Consider the following 14,705-nt stretch of genomic DNA (forward strand, 5'->3'; position numbering starts at 1 on the left):
AGGAACTGATCGACTTCGTGACGGCCCCGGCCTAACCACGGGGCTCCGCCCCGGACCCCGCGCCACAATCGCCGGCGGGGCTTGATGATAGATCAAGCCCCGCCGGCGATTGAGGCGATCTTTCAGGCCCTTGCGGCGATTGACCTATTAAGCCCCTGCGGCGATTGAGCAGCGGGGTCCGGGGCAGAGCCCCGTGAGCGGGGGACGGACTCCCGGAAACATCCGCGATACCGTCGGAACGTCAACAGCACCACCCCGGAGGGGACTTCGTGGGGATCGAAAGTGATCAGATCGTCTTCGACTACCTGAGCAAGGTCGGAGACCTGGCCCAGTCACGGCAACTCCCGTCATCGACCCGCATGCGCCTCGTCACCGACCTCCGCTCCGAGATCGACAAACGCCGCGCAGCGGCCGGCGCCGAAAGCCCCGCCGCCGTGCGCAGGCTGATCGGCCGGATCGGCACGCCGGACGAGATCGTCGCCGGGGCGAAGGACGGCGACGGCACCTACGACTTCGGCGCCGCGAGCCCCACCCCCGACGAGCCCGAACAGGGCAGAGGCACGCTCGGCCGGATCGTGCCGAAGGCCCGCGACCGCGTACGCCGCAGGCCGGTGTCCGCCAAGCCACCCGTCGACGCGGACGCGGACGACGGGCCGACGCCCGTGCACCTCGCGGGGACCGACGAACTGGGCACGATCGAGGCCGCCGACTGGTGGCGCGCCGGGGGCGGCATACCGGGCGCCGAGATCGACGACGTGCCGGGGTTCGTCGGAGGCATAGAGATCCCGGACATCCTCAAGCCGCCGGGCCCGGGCCGCGGCGCCGACCTCCGCAAACGCCCGATCCCGGAACCGTCCAGGCCGGAGGACGAGTACGAGGACGAGTACGAGTACGAAGAGGACGACGAGGAGGACGAGGAGTCCGGCCGCACCCGGGCCCGCCGCCTCTTCCGCCCCCGCCGCGCGACCGGCCGCATCCCCCGCGCCTCCTTCGGCCGCTCCTTCAACCAGCCCTTCCTGCTGCTCGCCGCCCTCGCCCTGGTCGTCGGCGCCGTACTCGGCAACATCCTTGTGCTGCTGATCGGCTGGGCCGTCATCTACCTCTCACGGCAGCTGACCATCGGGCAGAAGAAGTGGGCGGTGTTCGGCCTGCCGGGGCTCGCCGCGCTCACCGGCGTCGTCTGGTTGTGGGGGCGTGGCGACGGCCGTTGGGGCGATCCGATCGCCGACGGCAGGCTCAGCGGCGCGCTCGACGAGACGTGGCCGTGGGTGCTGCGCTGCGCGGCGTTCGCCTCGGCGCTCTACCTGGTGTGGCGCGCCCGCTCACCACGGTTGTAGCCCCGAAGCACGCCCGCCTCACCGCGCCAGATCCGACTCCAGCTCGGACAGGATCTGGTTGGCCGCCGTGTAGCCGACGCCCTGGGCCCACAGGTCGTCGTCGACGTTGTAGACCTGGCTGTCCCGCACCGCCCTGATGCCGCGCCACTGGCCGCTCGTCGTCGCCTCCGCGACCTTGGCCAGGCCCGGATTCCCGTACGTGGACGTGAAGATGGCGTCCGCGTCCGCCTCGGCGATCCGCTCGGGCCCCACCTCGTACGCGATCCCGCCCCTGGCCTGCTTCGTGATCGCGGGGCGGCCGAGGCCCACGTCGGACAGGACCGTGGCGGTGGGCGTCCGCCTGCCGGAGATGCGGATGTCGGAGCCCGCGACGAACCGGACGACATTGACCTCGGTCCGCGCCGCCGCGCCCGCCCCGCCCAAGGCCTTGGTGACGGCGGCGACGTGTTCCTTGTACTTGGCCGCGACCTGCTTCGCCCGCGTCTTCTCGCCGAGTGCGTCGGCGTGCACGAGGAAGTTCCGCTTCCACGAGCCGTCGGCGGCCCCGGTGAGGACGGTGGGGGCGATGGCGCCGAGCTGTTTGTAGCGCCGACCGTCGTGGGCCTTGTCGCCGATGATCAGGTCGGGCTTCAGCCCGGCGATCTTCTTGAGGTCGGGGCTGCCGCGCTCGCCGACCTCGGTGATGCCCTTGGTCTTCGCCGCGGGCAGGTACGAGAGGAAGCCCTCTTCGGCGTCGGCCCGGGTGGCCCCCACGGGCCGCACGCCGAGCGTGAGCGCCGAATCGAGCCCGGCGGTGTTCAGGACGACCACGCGCTCGGGGAGGTTCTTGACCTTGACGTCGCCCATGGCGGTGCCGACCGTGTGGCTGCCGGAGGCCTTGGCGGCGGGCTTGTCGGCGTCCCCGTCGTCCGAGCTGCAGGCGGAGAGGGTGAGCGCGAGGGCGAGGGCGGCGCCGAGGGCGAGGCGGGTGTGGTTCATGGGGGCCCATGGTGCCCCTGGGATCGGCATCGGGGAAGCCTTCACCGTGCAGGCAGAATGATCCCCATGGCTCCTCACGCAGACCCCACGCCCACCGGCCCCACCGTCGGCTTCGATCTCGACATGACGCTGATCGACTCCCGGCCCGGCATCCGCGCCACCTGGGTCGCGCTGTCCGAGGAGACCGGGATGCGGATCGACGCGGATCTGATCGTCTCGCGCCTGGGCCCGCCGCTGACCGACGAGTTGGCGTACTGGTGCCCGCCTGAGCGGGTCCCGGCGATGGCCGACCGCTACCGTGAGATGTATCCCACATACGCGATCGAGCCGACGCTGCCGATGGCGGGCGTGCGCGAGACCATCGCCGCCGTGCACGCGGCGGGCGGCCGGGCGATCGTCGTCACCGCCAAGTACGAGCCGAACGCCAAGCTGCACCTCGCGCACCTCGGCATCGACGCGGACGCCGTCATCGGCGATCTGTGGGCCGAGGGCAAGGGCCACGCGCTGCGCGAGCACGGCGCGAGCGTCTACGTCGGCGACCATGTCGGCGACGTACGCGGGGCACGCACCGCCGACGCCCTGTCCGTGGGCGTGACGACGGGCCCGTGCGACGCCGCCGAACTGCGGGCGGCCGGCGCCGACGTGGTGCTGAAGGACCTGACCGAATTTCCGGCCTGGCTGGAGGGTTACGTAGCCGAGCGCGCCTGACGGCGCTGCGCGGCGACACCGCGCAGCACGCCCGCCGCGGCGACGATGAACCCGACGCCCATCAGCATGCACACCGCATAGGAAATGGGCGGGAACGGGTCGGTGTGGAGGAACAGCGGCGCCATCGTGACGAGGGTGGCGATCGCCCCCACGATGAAGACGATGCCGCCGGCTTTCACGAGCCCGTCGCCGGGGCCGGTCTCGGCCACCGCGGAATTGGCTTGGGTTTTGTCGCGCACTCCACCAGGGTAGTTCCCTGCGCAGAGGGACAAGCACGGACGTCTTGTCAGGGGCCCCGGGACCCATAGTCTTGGTGGCGGCGGGTCGGACCACGACCCGCCGTACTGCTATCCAGAGCGTTTTCTTTCAGTGACGAGGACGAGGACTTCAGGTGCCTACCGGCAAGGTCAAGTGGTTCAACAGCGAGAAGGGCTTCGGCTTCCTCTCCCGCGACGACGGCGGCGACGTCTTCGTGCACTCCTCCGTACTGCCCGACGGTGTCGACGCCCTCAAGCCCGGCCAGCGCGTCGAGTTCGGAGTGGTCGCAGGACAGCGCGGCGATCAGGCGCTTTCGGTCACCGTCCTGGACCCGACACCGTCGATCGCGGCGGCCCAGCGCCGCAAGCCGGACGAACTGGCCTCGATCGTCCAGGACTTGACGACGCTGCTGGAGAACATCACACCGATGCTGGAACGCGGCCGCTACCCCGAGAAGACCGCCGGCAAAAAAATCGCCGGCCTCCTACGAGCAGTGGCAGACCAGTTGGACGTCTGAGCGCTGCTCAAGCTCCGCACTTCAAGCCCCTGCGGCGTTTGAGCAGCGGGGTCTGGGGCAGAGCCCCAGGCCCCAGCGCCGTGGGGGCCCGCCGTTACGGGAAGGCCAGCGCGTCCGGCCCAAGTGCCGGAACCAAACCCTCCGCGGCGGCCCGGGTCAACAGGCCCCGGATCGCCGCATAACCGTCCTCACCGAGGTCCGCTGTGAACTCGTTGACGTACAGCCCGATGTGCTGATCGGCAACGGCCGGATCCATCTCCTGCGCGTGCGCCATGACGTACGGCCGACTGACCTCGGGCTCGTCCCAGGCCATCCGCACCGACGCCCGCACCGCATCCGCATAGCCCCGCAGCGCCTCCGCGCCCAGGTCACGCCGCGCGATGATCGCGCCGAGCGGGATCGGAAGCCCCGTCGTGGCCTCCCAGTGCTCGCCCATGTCGGCGAGCTTGTGCAGGCCGTAGTTCTGGTACGTGAAGCGGGCCTCGTGGATGACGAGCCCCGCATCGACCTTGCCGTCGCGCACGGCGGGCATGATCTCGTGGAACGGCATGACGACGATCTCGCCGACGCCGCCACCCGGCACCACGTCCGCGGCCCAGAGCCGGAACAGCAGATACGCGGTGGACGTCTCGCTCGGCACCGCGACGCGCTTGTCGGACAGGTCCACGCCCGCCTCGCGGGTGAGGACCAGCGGGCCGCAACCGCGCCCGAGCGCACCGCCGCACGGCAGCAGCGCGTAGTCGTCGAGGACGTACGGCAGGACCGCGTACGACACCTTGAGGAGGTCGTAGGCGTCCTCGCGGCGTTCGGCGACGCCGTTGGTGATGTCGATGTCGGCGAAGGTCACGTCGAGCGCGGGAGCGCCGGGGACGCGGCCGTGGGCCCAGGCGTCGAAGACGAAGGTGTCGTTCGGGCAGGGCGAGAAGGCGATGCGGGCCGTGGTGTCGGCGGTGTCGGTCATGTGTTCTTCCAACTCTCCAGTACGGGCGCGGTCTTCCCGAAGGCGGAGGCCAGCGCGGCGAGTGCGTCACCGATGCGCCAGGCGTCGCGGTCGCGGGGACCGACGGCGTTGGAGACGGCGCGTATCTCGGCCACCGGCACACCGTGCGCGGCGGCGGCCTCGGCGACCCCGAAGCCCTCCATCGCCTCGGCGACGGCGCCGGGGTGGCGCTGGGCGAGCAGCGCGGCGCGGTCGGCGGTGCCGGTCACCGTGGAGACGGTGAGCACGGTGCCGACCGTGGCGGAGGCGGCCGAAGCGAGGTCCCGTACGAGGGATTCCGGCGGCGTGTGGGTGACGGTGCCGAAGCCGAGTCCGGTGACGGGGACGAAGCCTTCGGCGGTCTCGGCGCCCAGGTCGGCGACGGTGATCGCGTCCGCGACCAGGACCGCTCCGGGCGCGGCCGTGAAGCCGCCGCCGATACCGGCCGAGACGACCAGCGTGTACGGGGTGCCCGCGAGTTCGGCCCTGGTGAGCGCGGTCGCGGTGCCGGCCGCAGCGGCGGCGGGGCCCACGCCGACCGCGATGACATCAAGGGCGGGGTGGTCTTGCAGCGCGCCCGCCACCGCGTCCCGTTCGGCAGGGACGGCGGTGGCGATCAGCACATGCGGGGTATTCGTCAGGAGTCCTTCTCGAGCTTGAACGACCACAGGCCGTACGCCTTGGAGTTGCCGCCGGAGAGGATCGTGACGGTGGTCGAGGAACCGGAGGCGCCGTACTGCTGGTTGAAGAAGACGCTGCCGGGAACCGTGCGATACGTCTTCTTGCTGGAGTCCGTGAGCGGCTGGCCGTTCATCAGGAGCGTCCAGCCCTTGTCCGCGATCTCCGGGTCAACGCCGAAGCGGACCGTGGCGTCCGGGTCCACCTTGATGGACTCGGCGTTCTTCGCGTCCTTCAGGCAGCCCTGCAGCGCGGTCGGCTTGAGGGCGTCGCCGTCGTTGTAGCAGCTGGCCTCGGAGTTCACCGAGTTGCGGTCCACCGTGACGGTGGCCAGCGGAGTCGGCTTGTCACAAGCGGAGAGGACGAGAAGTCCGGCGCCGACAACACCGACGGCGGCAGCGGCGCGGCGGTGGCGCTGAGCGAAACGCTGGGAGGTCATGGCGGAAGGCTATCTGGCGCCACCGCTCCCGCTCCGAGTGGGGGAGCGGGTGTCGCGTTTGCGCCTTGAGGTCAGGGCCTCACGCCACGCGTGCCCGGCGGGTCGGCCCGGCGTGGCGCGCCGACGCCAGCAGCCCGCGCACCGTGCCGAGCCAGCCCGCCGCCACGATGGCCGCCGCGACACACAGCCCGAGCACCCCGTTCAGCGGCAGCGCGATCCCGACCGCCCCGCCCACCACCCACGCCATCTGCAACAACGTCTCCGAGCGCGCGAACGCCGACGTGCGCACCGCCTCCGGGACGTCCCGCTGGAGCGTCGCGTCGAGGGACAGCTTGGCCAGCGCCTGCGCGAACCCGGCGACCGCGCCCAGACACGCCGTCATGAGCGCGCTGAAGAAGACGGCGGACAGAACGGCCACGCCGAGCACCACCGCGAGCACCGTCACGATGATGAGCTCGGGGGCCCGCGCCTTCAGCCACGCCCCGACGGCCGTGCCCAGCGCGTTCCCCGCCCCCGCCGACACGCCCACCAGCGCGAGCGAGACGGCCGCGCTCTGCCCGGTCAGCGGATGCTCCCGCAGCAGGAACGCCAGATAGAAGATGAGGAAGCCGGACAGACAGCGCAGCGTCGCGTTGGCGGCGAGGGCGTGGGTGACGGCGGGGCCGACCGTCCGCAGGCCCGGTCCGCGCTGCCAGCGCTTCTTCGAGGGACCGTGCAGATGTTCCTCGTCCGCCGCGAGCAGCGCCTTGTGCTCGCCCCGCGCCGAGTCCACCTTGTGCGGCATCGAGTACGACAGGAAGGCCCCGCACACGTACAGCACGAAGGCCCCGTACAGCGGCCAGCGCGGGCCGAGCGCCTGCAGTCCCGCCCCGACCGGCGCCGCCGCGCCCGTGGCGAGCAGGCCGCCGAGCGTGACCCGCGAGTTCGCCTTCACCAGCGAGAAGCGGGGTGGGAGCAGGCGCGGCACGACCGCCGAGCGCACCACCCCGTACGCCTTGGACGCGACGAGGACGCCGAGCGCCGCCGGGTACAGTTGGAGCCCGCCGCCCGTCACGGCGCCCGCGAGGACGAGGGCGAGCAGCGCCCGCGCCAGCATCGACGCGGCCATCGCGGCGCGCCGCCCGTGCGGCAGCCGGTCGAGCAGCGGCCCGATGACGGGCGCGAGGAGCGTGAACGGCGCCATCGTGATCGCGAGATACAGGGCGACCCGGCCGCGCGCCTCGTCCGTCGGCACGGAGAAGAAGACCGTCGAGGCGAGGGCGACCGTGATCATGACATCGCCCGCACCGTTCACCGCGTGCAGCTCGATGAGCTTCCCGAGCCCCGACTCGCCCGCGCCGTGCGCGTGTGTCGCCTTGCGGATACCGCGTGCGGTGCCGGTGAAAGGGAGGTGCAGGGCGCGGCCGATTCTGCGAAGGGGAGTCGGCGAGTCCGACGCGCGCGACGACGAACCCGACGACGACTTGAACGACGACCTATCGGCAGCCACGCAGCAATGGTGCCCCTTGTTCGGGCGAACTAGTGCCGATATGGACACGCTGGTCGGCTTTCCGGCCAGGTGCGGCTCGTACGTCGGTGTGGGCGCAGGGCGTCAGAGGAGGTAGCGTGCGTAGCGCGCCCGCGGCGGTTGTTCTCGGCCGCGCGCCTCTCGGCCATCCCGCAGAATGGATGGCGTAGGCGCGCCCGGAACGTCGGGCGCGGACGTCGACGCGGTCCCCTGGTCCGCTCCGTCCGCGCTCCCGCACACAGGACGGCGCACTCGTGAGACGGCGTAGGAGAGAAGCGATACCTGTGAGCGCAGCGACAACGCGAAGCCGCACCCCGGACCGCCTGTGCGCCGAGGCGGTGGACATCGCCCGGGCAGCGGCCGAGGAGGCAGCGGCACCGGGGGTGGTGGGCGAGCACGTCGAAACGGTCGTCGAGGGCGACCGGGTCGTCACGCACCTCTTCGAGTGCAAGGACTTCGGCTACCGGGGCTGGCGCTGGGCCGCCACCGTGGCCCGTGCCTCCCGTGCCAAGTACGTCACGCTCGACGAGGTCGTGCTGCTGCCCGGGCCCGACGCCCTCCTCGCGCCCGAATGGGTGCCGTGGAGCGAGCGGCTGCGCCCCGGCGACCTCGGGCCCGGCGATCTGCTGCCGACCGAGGCCGACGATCTGCGCCTGGAGCCGGGCTACAGCGGCGACGACGTGCCGCCGCCGAACTCTCCCGTGTCCGAGGACATGGCGGAGCTCGTCGAGGCGGAGGACGCCGAGATCACCGAGGGCCCCGTGGGGGCGCTGCCGGTGTCGCCCACCCGTGGTTCGATCGCGGCGGTCGCCGAGGAACTGGGCATGCGCCGGGCGCGGGTGCTCTCCCGGTACGGGCTGCATGTCGCGGCCGACCGCTGGGAGGACTCCTTCGGGGCGAAGACCCCCATGGCACAGGCGGCCCCCGCCACCTGCGTGTCCTGCGGCTTCCTCGCGAAGATCGGCGGCTCGCTCGGCCAGGCCTTCGGCGTCTGCGCCAACGAGTTCTCCTCCGCGGACGGCCGGGTCGTGTCCCTGTCGTACGGCTGCGGTGGCCACTCCGAGGCGGCCGTCATGCCCAAGGCCCCGCGGCCTGCGCCGCCGGTGATCGACGAAACGGTGGTCGACACGTTCCCGCTCCGCTTGGAGCCGGACGCGGGCTCGGTCGGAGCGGTGGCCTCCGGCGGTGGCGACGACGACTTGGGCCATTCGTAGGCAGATCAAGCCCCTGCGGCGATTGAGCAGCGGGGTCCGGGGCGGAGCCCCGAAGGCGCAACGCCGGTGCCGCTGCATGCTCGCGGCGGCACGGGGAACTCTGCGCGGTACGGTTCGGCCGATCACGATCACGCCGCCCAGAGGAGTCACCCGTGAGCGTCAGCAGACCTGCACCGGAGGGCGTCGACCCGTTCGGCACCGCACGGCTGCGCCACACCGTGCTCCAGGCATGGGCCGGTAGCGCCGCCCGCTTCCGCGAGGACGCCAACGCCGAGGAGGACCTCGCGCTCGGCGGCTACCGCGACCGCCTCGTCGTCGAACTCGCGCAGAACGCCGCGGACGCCGCCGCCCGCGCCGGCGTCCCGGGCCGACTGGCGCTGACGTTGAAGGACGGTGTGCTCGCCGCCGCCAACACCGGCGCCCCGTTGGACGCGGCAGGCGTCGAGTCGCTGTCCACGTTGCGGGCCTCCGCGAAGCGGGAGGACACGAGCGGTGCGGTGGGCCGTTTCGGTGTCGGCTTCGCGGCGGTGCTGGCCGTCTCCGACGAGCCCGCGGTGGTCGGGCGGAGCGGGGGAGTGCGCTGGTCCCTGACGGACGCGCGGCTCGCCGCGTCGGACGCGGCGTTGCGCGGTCCGGACCTCGGCGATGAGCTGCGGCGCCGGGACGGGCACGTGCCGCTGCTGAGGCTGCCGTTCGCGGCGGAGGGCTCTGCGCCTGAGCCGTACGACACGGTGGTCATCCTTCCGTTGCGGGATGCGGCGGCGGAGGCGTTGGCCTCGCGGTTGGTGGACGGGGTCGACGACACGCTCCTCCTCGCGCTGCCGGGGTTGACGGAGGTCGTGATCACGACGGACGCGGGCACGCGGATTTTGCGCCGCACGGACGAGGCGCCCTACGTGCTGATCGCCGACACGGGGTCGACGCCACGGGGCTCCGCCCCGGACCCCGCTGCTCAATCGCCGCAGGGGCTTGAAAACCGGTACCGCACCGTCACCCGTAGCGGCACGCTCGACGCCGCCCTCCTCGTCGACCGACCCGTCGAGGAACGGCTCCGGCCGCACTGGGCCGTGACCTGGGCCGTCCCCGTCGACGCCGAAGGCGCACCGCAGAGGCCGCGCAGCGAACCCGTGCTGTATGCGCCCACCCCCAGCGACGAGCCCCTCGGCGTGCCCGCCCTGCTCATCGCCTCGTACCCGCTGGACACCGCGCGGCGCCACGTCGCCCCCGGCCCGCTCACCGACTTCCTCACCGAGCGCGCCGCCGACGCGTACGCCGAACTCCTCGGCGGCTGGAACCCCGTAGGAACCGGCATCCTCGACCTCGTGCCGGGACCGCTCGGCAGGAGCGAGCTGGACGGGGCCCTGCGCGCCGCCGTCCTGGAGCGGCTGCCGAGCACCGCCTTCCTGCCTCCGGCGACCGAACCGGGAGACCACCCCGAGGACGAGGACCGGCCGACCGCCCTCAAGCCGCGCGACGCCGAGGTCGTCGAGGGCGCGGGCGCCGACACCGTACGGGTCCTCGCCGACGTGCTGCCGAGCCTGCTGCCCGCGGGGCTCGAACGGCGCGCGGAGCTGCGGACGCTGGGCGTCGCCCGCGTCCCGCTGACCGAGGCGGTCGACCGGCTGGCCGGACTGGAGAAGGAGCCCGGCTGGTGGCGGCGGCTGTACGAGTCCCTCGCCGGCGTCGACCCGGACCGGCTCAGCGGGCTGCCCGTGCCGCTCGCCGGCGGCCGGACCACCATCGGCCCGCGCCAGGTGCTGCTCCCCACCGCCGAGGCCTCCACCGTCCCCGGTGAGGCGCTCGCCCGGCTCGGCCTCAAGGTCGCGCACGCCGACGCCGCTCACCCGCTCCTGGAGAAGCTGGGCGCGCTGCCCGCGACCCCGCGGGCCGTCCTGCGCACCCCGCAGGTGCGCGCCGCGGTCGCCGCGTCCCTCGACGACGAGGCATCCGCCTGGGACGACGAAACCACTCTGGACGCCGACGAGTTGGCCGACGTCGTCCTCACCCTCGTACGCGACGCCCATCTCGACGTGGGTGACGAGCCCTGGCTCGGTGCGCTCGCCCTCCCCGACGACGAGGGCGAACTCGCCCCGGCCGCCGAACTCCTGCTCCCCGGCAGCCCGCTCGCCGAGGTCCTGCGCGAGGACGAACTCCCGTTCGTGGACGGTGAGCTGGCCGAGCGCTGGGGGCAGGAGCCCCTTGCCGCCTGCGGCGTCCTCGCGTCCTTCGCGCTCGTGCGCGCCACCGACGTCGTTCTCGACCCCGACGAACTCGACCCGCGCGAAAGCGACTTCCCGGAACCGGATGACGCCGGGCTCCTCGACGCCGTCGACGTGTGGTGCGAGGACGTCCTCGACGGGCTGCCCGACACGCCCGTACCGCCGGTCGCCACCGAACTGACCGCCGTACGCGATCTGGACCTGGTCGACGAGGACCGCTGGCCGCAGGCGCTCGCGCTGCTCTCGCAGCCGCCGCTGCGGGACGCCCTCACCCAGCCGGTCCGCGTGCTGCTGCCCGACGGCACGCACGAGCTCGTCCGCCCGTACACCGCCTGGTGGTTGCGCGGGAACCCGGTCCTCGACGGGCGCAGCCCTGCCGGCCTGCGCGCCGAGGGCGGGGACCCGCTGCTCATCGGCCTGTACGAGCCCGCCGACGCCGCCGGCTTCGACGACGAGCAGGTCCTGCGCGCCCTCGGCGTGCGCACCTCCGTCGCCGCGCTGCTCGACGAGCCCGGCGGCGCCGCGGAGCTCCTCGACCGGCTCGCCGACCCCGACCGCACGGTCGGCGCCACCCAACTCCACGCCCTCTACGGCAGGTTGGCCGACCTCGACCCCGAGCAGGTCACCCTGCCCGATGAGCTGCGGGCCGTACGGGACGGGGAGGTCGTGATCGTCGACGCCCGTGACGCGCTCGTCGCGGATGCCCCTGACTTGATCCCGCTCACCGAGGGCCGCGCGCTCCTCCCGGTCACGCCGTCGAAGGCAGCGCATCTCGCGGAGCTGTTCCAGGTGCGGCGCTTGAGCGAGGCGGTGGGTATCGGGGCGGTCGAGGGCGGCGATGTGCACGAGGTGCCCGGGCCGGTGCGTGTCCTGCTCGGTTCCGCAACCCCCGCCTCGTACGTCGAGCACGAAGAGCTGTACGTCTCCGACGTCGAGGTGGACTGGTGCCGGACGGCCGACGGGGTGGTGCATGCGGCGACGCTCGAGGGCGTCGCGGCGGGCCTCGCGTGGGCGGCGGGCCAGTGGCCCCGCCGCTTCGAGGTCGCGGCACTCCTGGAGGACCCGTCCCGCACGAACGAGCTGGCGCGGGACCGGTGGTTCGACTAGTACCCGGCACCGGCGTTGCGGACCTGGGGCGCTGCCCCAGACCCCGCTGCTCAATCGCCGCAGGGGCTTGAAATGCCCACCCCCGCTTTGGGTCGCGAGGGCTTGAAAGGCCTGCTCAATCGCCGCAGGGGCTTGAAAAACCAAGCCCCGCCGGCGGCGATCTACCTGCCCCGCCCGTGGTGACTGTCAGCTCTGCTGGTGGCGACCTATCAGCTCCGCTGGTGGTGACCTACCAGCCCCGCCGATGGTGACCTATCAGGCCCGTCGGCGATGGACATATCAAGCCCCGCCGGCGTTTGAGGCGCGGGGTCCGGGGCGGAGCCCCGAGGCCGCAACACACCTATGCCGGAAACCTGCGTCCCACCCACCGCCACAAGAACTCCAACAGGCCCGCCGCGACAACCGCCACCCCGACGGCAGTCCACGGCATCACCGACCCCACCAACCGCAACGCAAAGAACTCCTGCAGCCACGGCACCACAAGCACCAGCAGGAACCCGAAAGCCATCGCCGCCACCAGCCCCACCCGCCACCACGTATACGGCCGGGCGATGATCGCGAGGACCCACATCGAGATCAGGAAGAGCGTCAGCGTCGCCGAACTGGTCTCCGCGGCAAGCGCCCCCGAACCCCCGTAGTAGTGCCGCGCGACCAGGTACATCACGAACGTGGCGATCCCGGCGGCGGCCCCGCCGGGAATCGCGTACCGCATCACCCGCCGTACGAAGTGCGGCCTGGCCCGCTCCTTGTTCGGCGCGAGGGCCAGGAAGAACGCCGGGACGCCGATCGTCAGGGTGGACAAGAGCGTCAAGTGCCGTGGCAGGAAGGGGTATTCGACCTGGAAGCAGACCACGAGCAGCGCGAGGATCACCGAGTAGACCGTCTTCACCAGGAAGAGGGTGGCCACGCGCGTGATGTTGCCGATGACCCGGCGGCCCTCCGCGACCACCGAAGGAAGCGTCGCGAACGAGTTGTTGAGCAGCACGATTTGGGCGACGGCTCGCGTGGCCTCGGAGCCCGAGCCCATCGAGACCCCGATGTCGGCGTCCTTCAGTGCGAGGACGTCGTTGACGCCGTCGCCGGTCATCGCGACCGTGTGCCCGTGCGCCTGGAGCGCACCCACCATGTCCCGCTTCTGCTGCGGCGTCACCCGGCCGAACACCGTGCCGTCGTCGAGCGCGTCGGCCAGCTCCTCCGGGTCCTCGGGCAGCTCGCGGGCGTCGACGGTCTGCCCCTCGAGCCCCAGCTTTCCGGCGACCGCGCCCACCGACACCGCGTTGTCACCTGAGATGACCTTGGCCCGTACGTCCTGCTCGGCGAAGTAGCGCAGCGTGTCCCCGGCGTCGGGGCGAAGGCGCTGTTCGAGGACGACGAGGGCGGCCGGCTCGGCGCTCTCCACGACGCCCGCACCCTCCAGCCCCTCCGGCGCGCGGGCGAGCAGCAGCACGCGGAGGCCGCGCAGGTTGAGCTCCTCGGTCGCCGCGAGCGCCGGGTCGTCCGCGGGCAGCAGCACGTCGGGCGCCCCGAGCAGCCACGCGCTGCCCGTCCCGTCGCCCTCGCTGAAGGCGGCGCCGCTGTACTTGCGCGCGGAGGAAAACGGGAGTGCCTCGGTGCAGCGCCAGTCCATGCTGTCCGGGTACGCGTCGATGATCGCCTGGAGGGAGGCGTTGGGCCGCGGATCGGACTCGCCGAGCGCGCCGAGCACCTTCCGTACGTACGCCTCGTCGCTGTCGCCGAGCAGCCGCAGCTCGTGGACGTCCATGCCGCCCTCGGTGAGCGTGCCCGTCTTGTCGAGGCAGACCGTGTCGACGCGGGCCAGGCCCTCGATCGCGGGCAGCTCCTGCACGAGGCACTGCTGGCGGCCGAGCCGGATCACCCCGATCGCGAAGGCGACCGAGGTGAGCAGGACCAGGCCCTCGGGGACCATCGGGACGATGCCGCCGACCGTGCGTGCGATGGAGTCCTTGAGGTCGTTGTCCTTGACCACGAGCTGGCTGATGATCAGGCCGAGCGCGGTCGGGATCATCATCCACTGGACGTACTTGAGGATCGTGGAGATGCCGCTGCGCAGCTCGGAATGGACGAGCGTGAACCGGCTCGCCTCCTCGGCCAGCTGCGCCGCGTACGCCTCACGCCCGACCTTCGTCGCGGTGAACGCGCCGCCGCCCGCGACCACGAAGGAGCCCGACATGACCTCGTCGCCGGGCTTCTTGAGGACGGGGTCGGCCTCGCCGGTGAGCAACGACTCGTCGATCTCCAGGCCGTCGGCCTCGGCGCAGGTCCCGTCCACGACGATCTTGTCGCCCGGACCGATCTCGATGAGGTCGCCGAGCACGATCCCGGAGGTGGGGACGGCGACGGCGGCCCCGTCGCGCCGTACCGTGGGCCGGGCCTCGCCGATCACGGCGAGCGAGTCCAGGGTCTGCTTCGCCCGCCACTCCTGGATGATGCCGATGCCGGTGTTGGCCAGGATCACGAACCCGAAGAGGCTGTCCTGGATCGGCGCGACGCTGAGCATGATCACCCAGAGCACGCCGATGATCGCGTTGAACCGGGTGAAGACGTTGGCGCGCACGATCTCCGTCACGGACCGCGAGCTGCGCACGGGTACGTCGTTCACCTCGCCCCGCGCGACCCGCTCGGCGACCTGGTCGCTCGTCAGACCGGCCGCGCGTGACGGCATCGGTGCAGGGTCGGCGGATTCGCCCGGATCACCCGGATCGAGTTCCGTGCCCGCGTCGATGTGCGTCATGAAAACGACGGT

At 72.2% G+C, this 14,705-nt stretch carries 12 protein-coding genes; 5 read left to right on the top strand and 7 right to left on the bottom strand.

Annotated features, from left to right (window positions below; translation table 11 throughout):
- Positions 1-269 precede the first annotated feature (269 nt).
- On the top strand, positions 270-1,337 hold the full coding sequence (locus ACWD2L_RS37420) for a hypothetical protein (protein WP_351343294.1): 1,068 nt from the start codon (positions 270-272) through the stop codon (positions 1,335-1,337).
- Positions 1,338-1,355: 18 nt separating this feature from the next.
- Here the strand turns inward: ACWD2L_RS37420 and ACWD2L_RS37425 are convergent, their stop codons facing one another.
- Entirely contained in the window at positions 1,356-2,315 is a 960-nt protein-coding gene (locus tag ACWD2L_RS37425) for an iron-siderophore ABC transporter substrate-binding protein (RefSeq protein WP_351343293.1), read from the bottom strand.
- Between the two features lie 66 nt (positions 2,316-2,381).
- Here ACWD2L_RS37425 and ACWD2L_RS37430 point away from each other — a divergent pair, with 66 nt between their 5' ends.
- Entirely contained in the window at positions 2,382-3,023 is a 642-nt protein-coding gene (locus ACWD2L_RS37430) for an HAD family hydrolase (protein WP_451193330.1), read from the top strand.
- On the opposite strand, the gene ACWD2L_RS37435 is transcribed toward ACWD2L_RS37430, so the two are convergent.
- A complete protein-coding gene (locus tag ACWD2L_RS37435) occupies positions 3,002-3,262 on the bottom strand; it encodes a hypothetical protein (RefSeq protein WP_351343289.1) in 261 nt (86 codons plus the stop codon). The genes ACWD2L_RS37430 and ACWD2L_RS37435 overlap by 22 nt on opposite strands.
- Positions 3,263-3,414: 152 nt before the next feature.
- On the opposite strand from ACWD2L_RS37435, the gene ACWD2L_RS37440 reads away from it, so the two are divergent.
- A complete protein-coding gene (locus tag ACWD2L_RS37440; RefSeq protein ID WP_351343287.1) occupies positions 3,415-3,798 on the top strand; it encodes a cold-shock protein in 384 nt (127 codons plus the stop codon).
- A 94-nt stretch (positions 3,799-3,892) separates the two neighbouring features.
- Here ACWD2L_RS37440 and ACWD2L_RS37445 read toward each other — a convergent pair whose 3' ends face one another.
- The 4 genes from ACWD2L_RS37445 to ACWD2L_RS37460 form a co-directional block, all read right to left on the bottom strand.
- Positions 3,893-4,759, bottom strand: coding sequence for a 1,4-dihydroxy-6-naphthoate synthase (locus ACWD2L_RS37445; protein WP_351343285.1), 867 nt, complete (start codon positions 4,757-4,759; stop codon positions 3,893-3,895).
- Positions 4,756-5,445 carry a futalosine hydrolase gene (locus ACWD2L_RS37450; protein ID WP_351343283.1) on the bottom strand — a complete coding sequence of 230 codons (690 nt, stop codon included), beginning with the start codon at positions 5,443-5,445 and terminating at the stop codon, positions 4,756-4,758. The genes ACWD2L_RS37445 and ACWD2L_RS37450 overlap by 4 nt, the downstream gene beginning before the upstream one ends.
- Entirely contained in the window at positions 5,415-5,894 is a 480-nt protein-coding gene (locus ACWD2L_RS37455) for a DUF2771 domain-containing protein (protein WP_351343281.1), read from the bottom strand. Before ACWD2L_RS37455 ends, ACWD2L_RS37450 begins: the two co-directional genes overlap by 31 nt.
- Before the next feature lie 79 nt (positions 5,895-5,973).
- Positions 5,974-7,383, bottom strand: coding sequence for an MFS transporter (locus ACWD2L_RS37460; RefSeq protein WP_451193334.1), 1,410 nt, complete (start codon positions 7,381-7,383; stop codon positions 5,974-5,976).
- Between the two features lie 302 nt (positions 7,384-7,685).
- Between ACWD2L_RS37460 and ACWD2L_RS37465 the strand changes: the two genes are divergently transcribed.
- Together ACWD2L_RS37465 and ACWD2L_RS37470 are read left to right on the top strand one after the other, a co-directional pair.
- Positions 7,686-8,615 carry a DUF3027 domain-containing protein gene (locus ACWD2L_RS37465; protein ID WP_351343279.1) on the top strand — a complete coding sequence of 310 codons (930 nt, stop codon included), beginning with the start codon at positions 7,686-7,688 and terminating at the stop codon, positions 8,613-8,615.
- A gap of 152 nt (positions 8,616-8,767) precedes the next feature.
- The gene (locus tag ACWD2L_RS37470; RefSeq protein WP_351343278.1) at positions 8,768-11,941 is read left to right on the top strand and encodes a sacsin N-terminal ATP-binding-like domain-containing protein; all 3,174 of its coding nucleotides are present in this window, start codon (positions 8,768-8,770) and stop codon (positions 11,939-11,941) included.
- Positions 11,942-12,281: 340 nt separating this feature from the next.
- On the opposite strand, the gene ACWD2L_RS37475 is transcribed toward ACWD2L_RS37470, so the two are convergent.
- The gene (locus ACWD2L_RS37475; RefSeq protein WP_351343276.1) at positions 12,282-14,693 is read right to left on the bottom strand and encodes an HAD-IC family P-type ATPase; all 2,412 of its coding nucleotides are present in this window, start codon (positions 14,691-14,693) and stop codon (positions 12,282-12,284) included.
- Positions 14,694-14,705 lie beyond the last annotated feature (12 nt).

This window comes from Streptomyces sp. NPDC002754 (assembly GCF_053592315.1).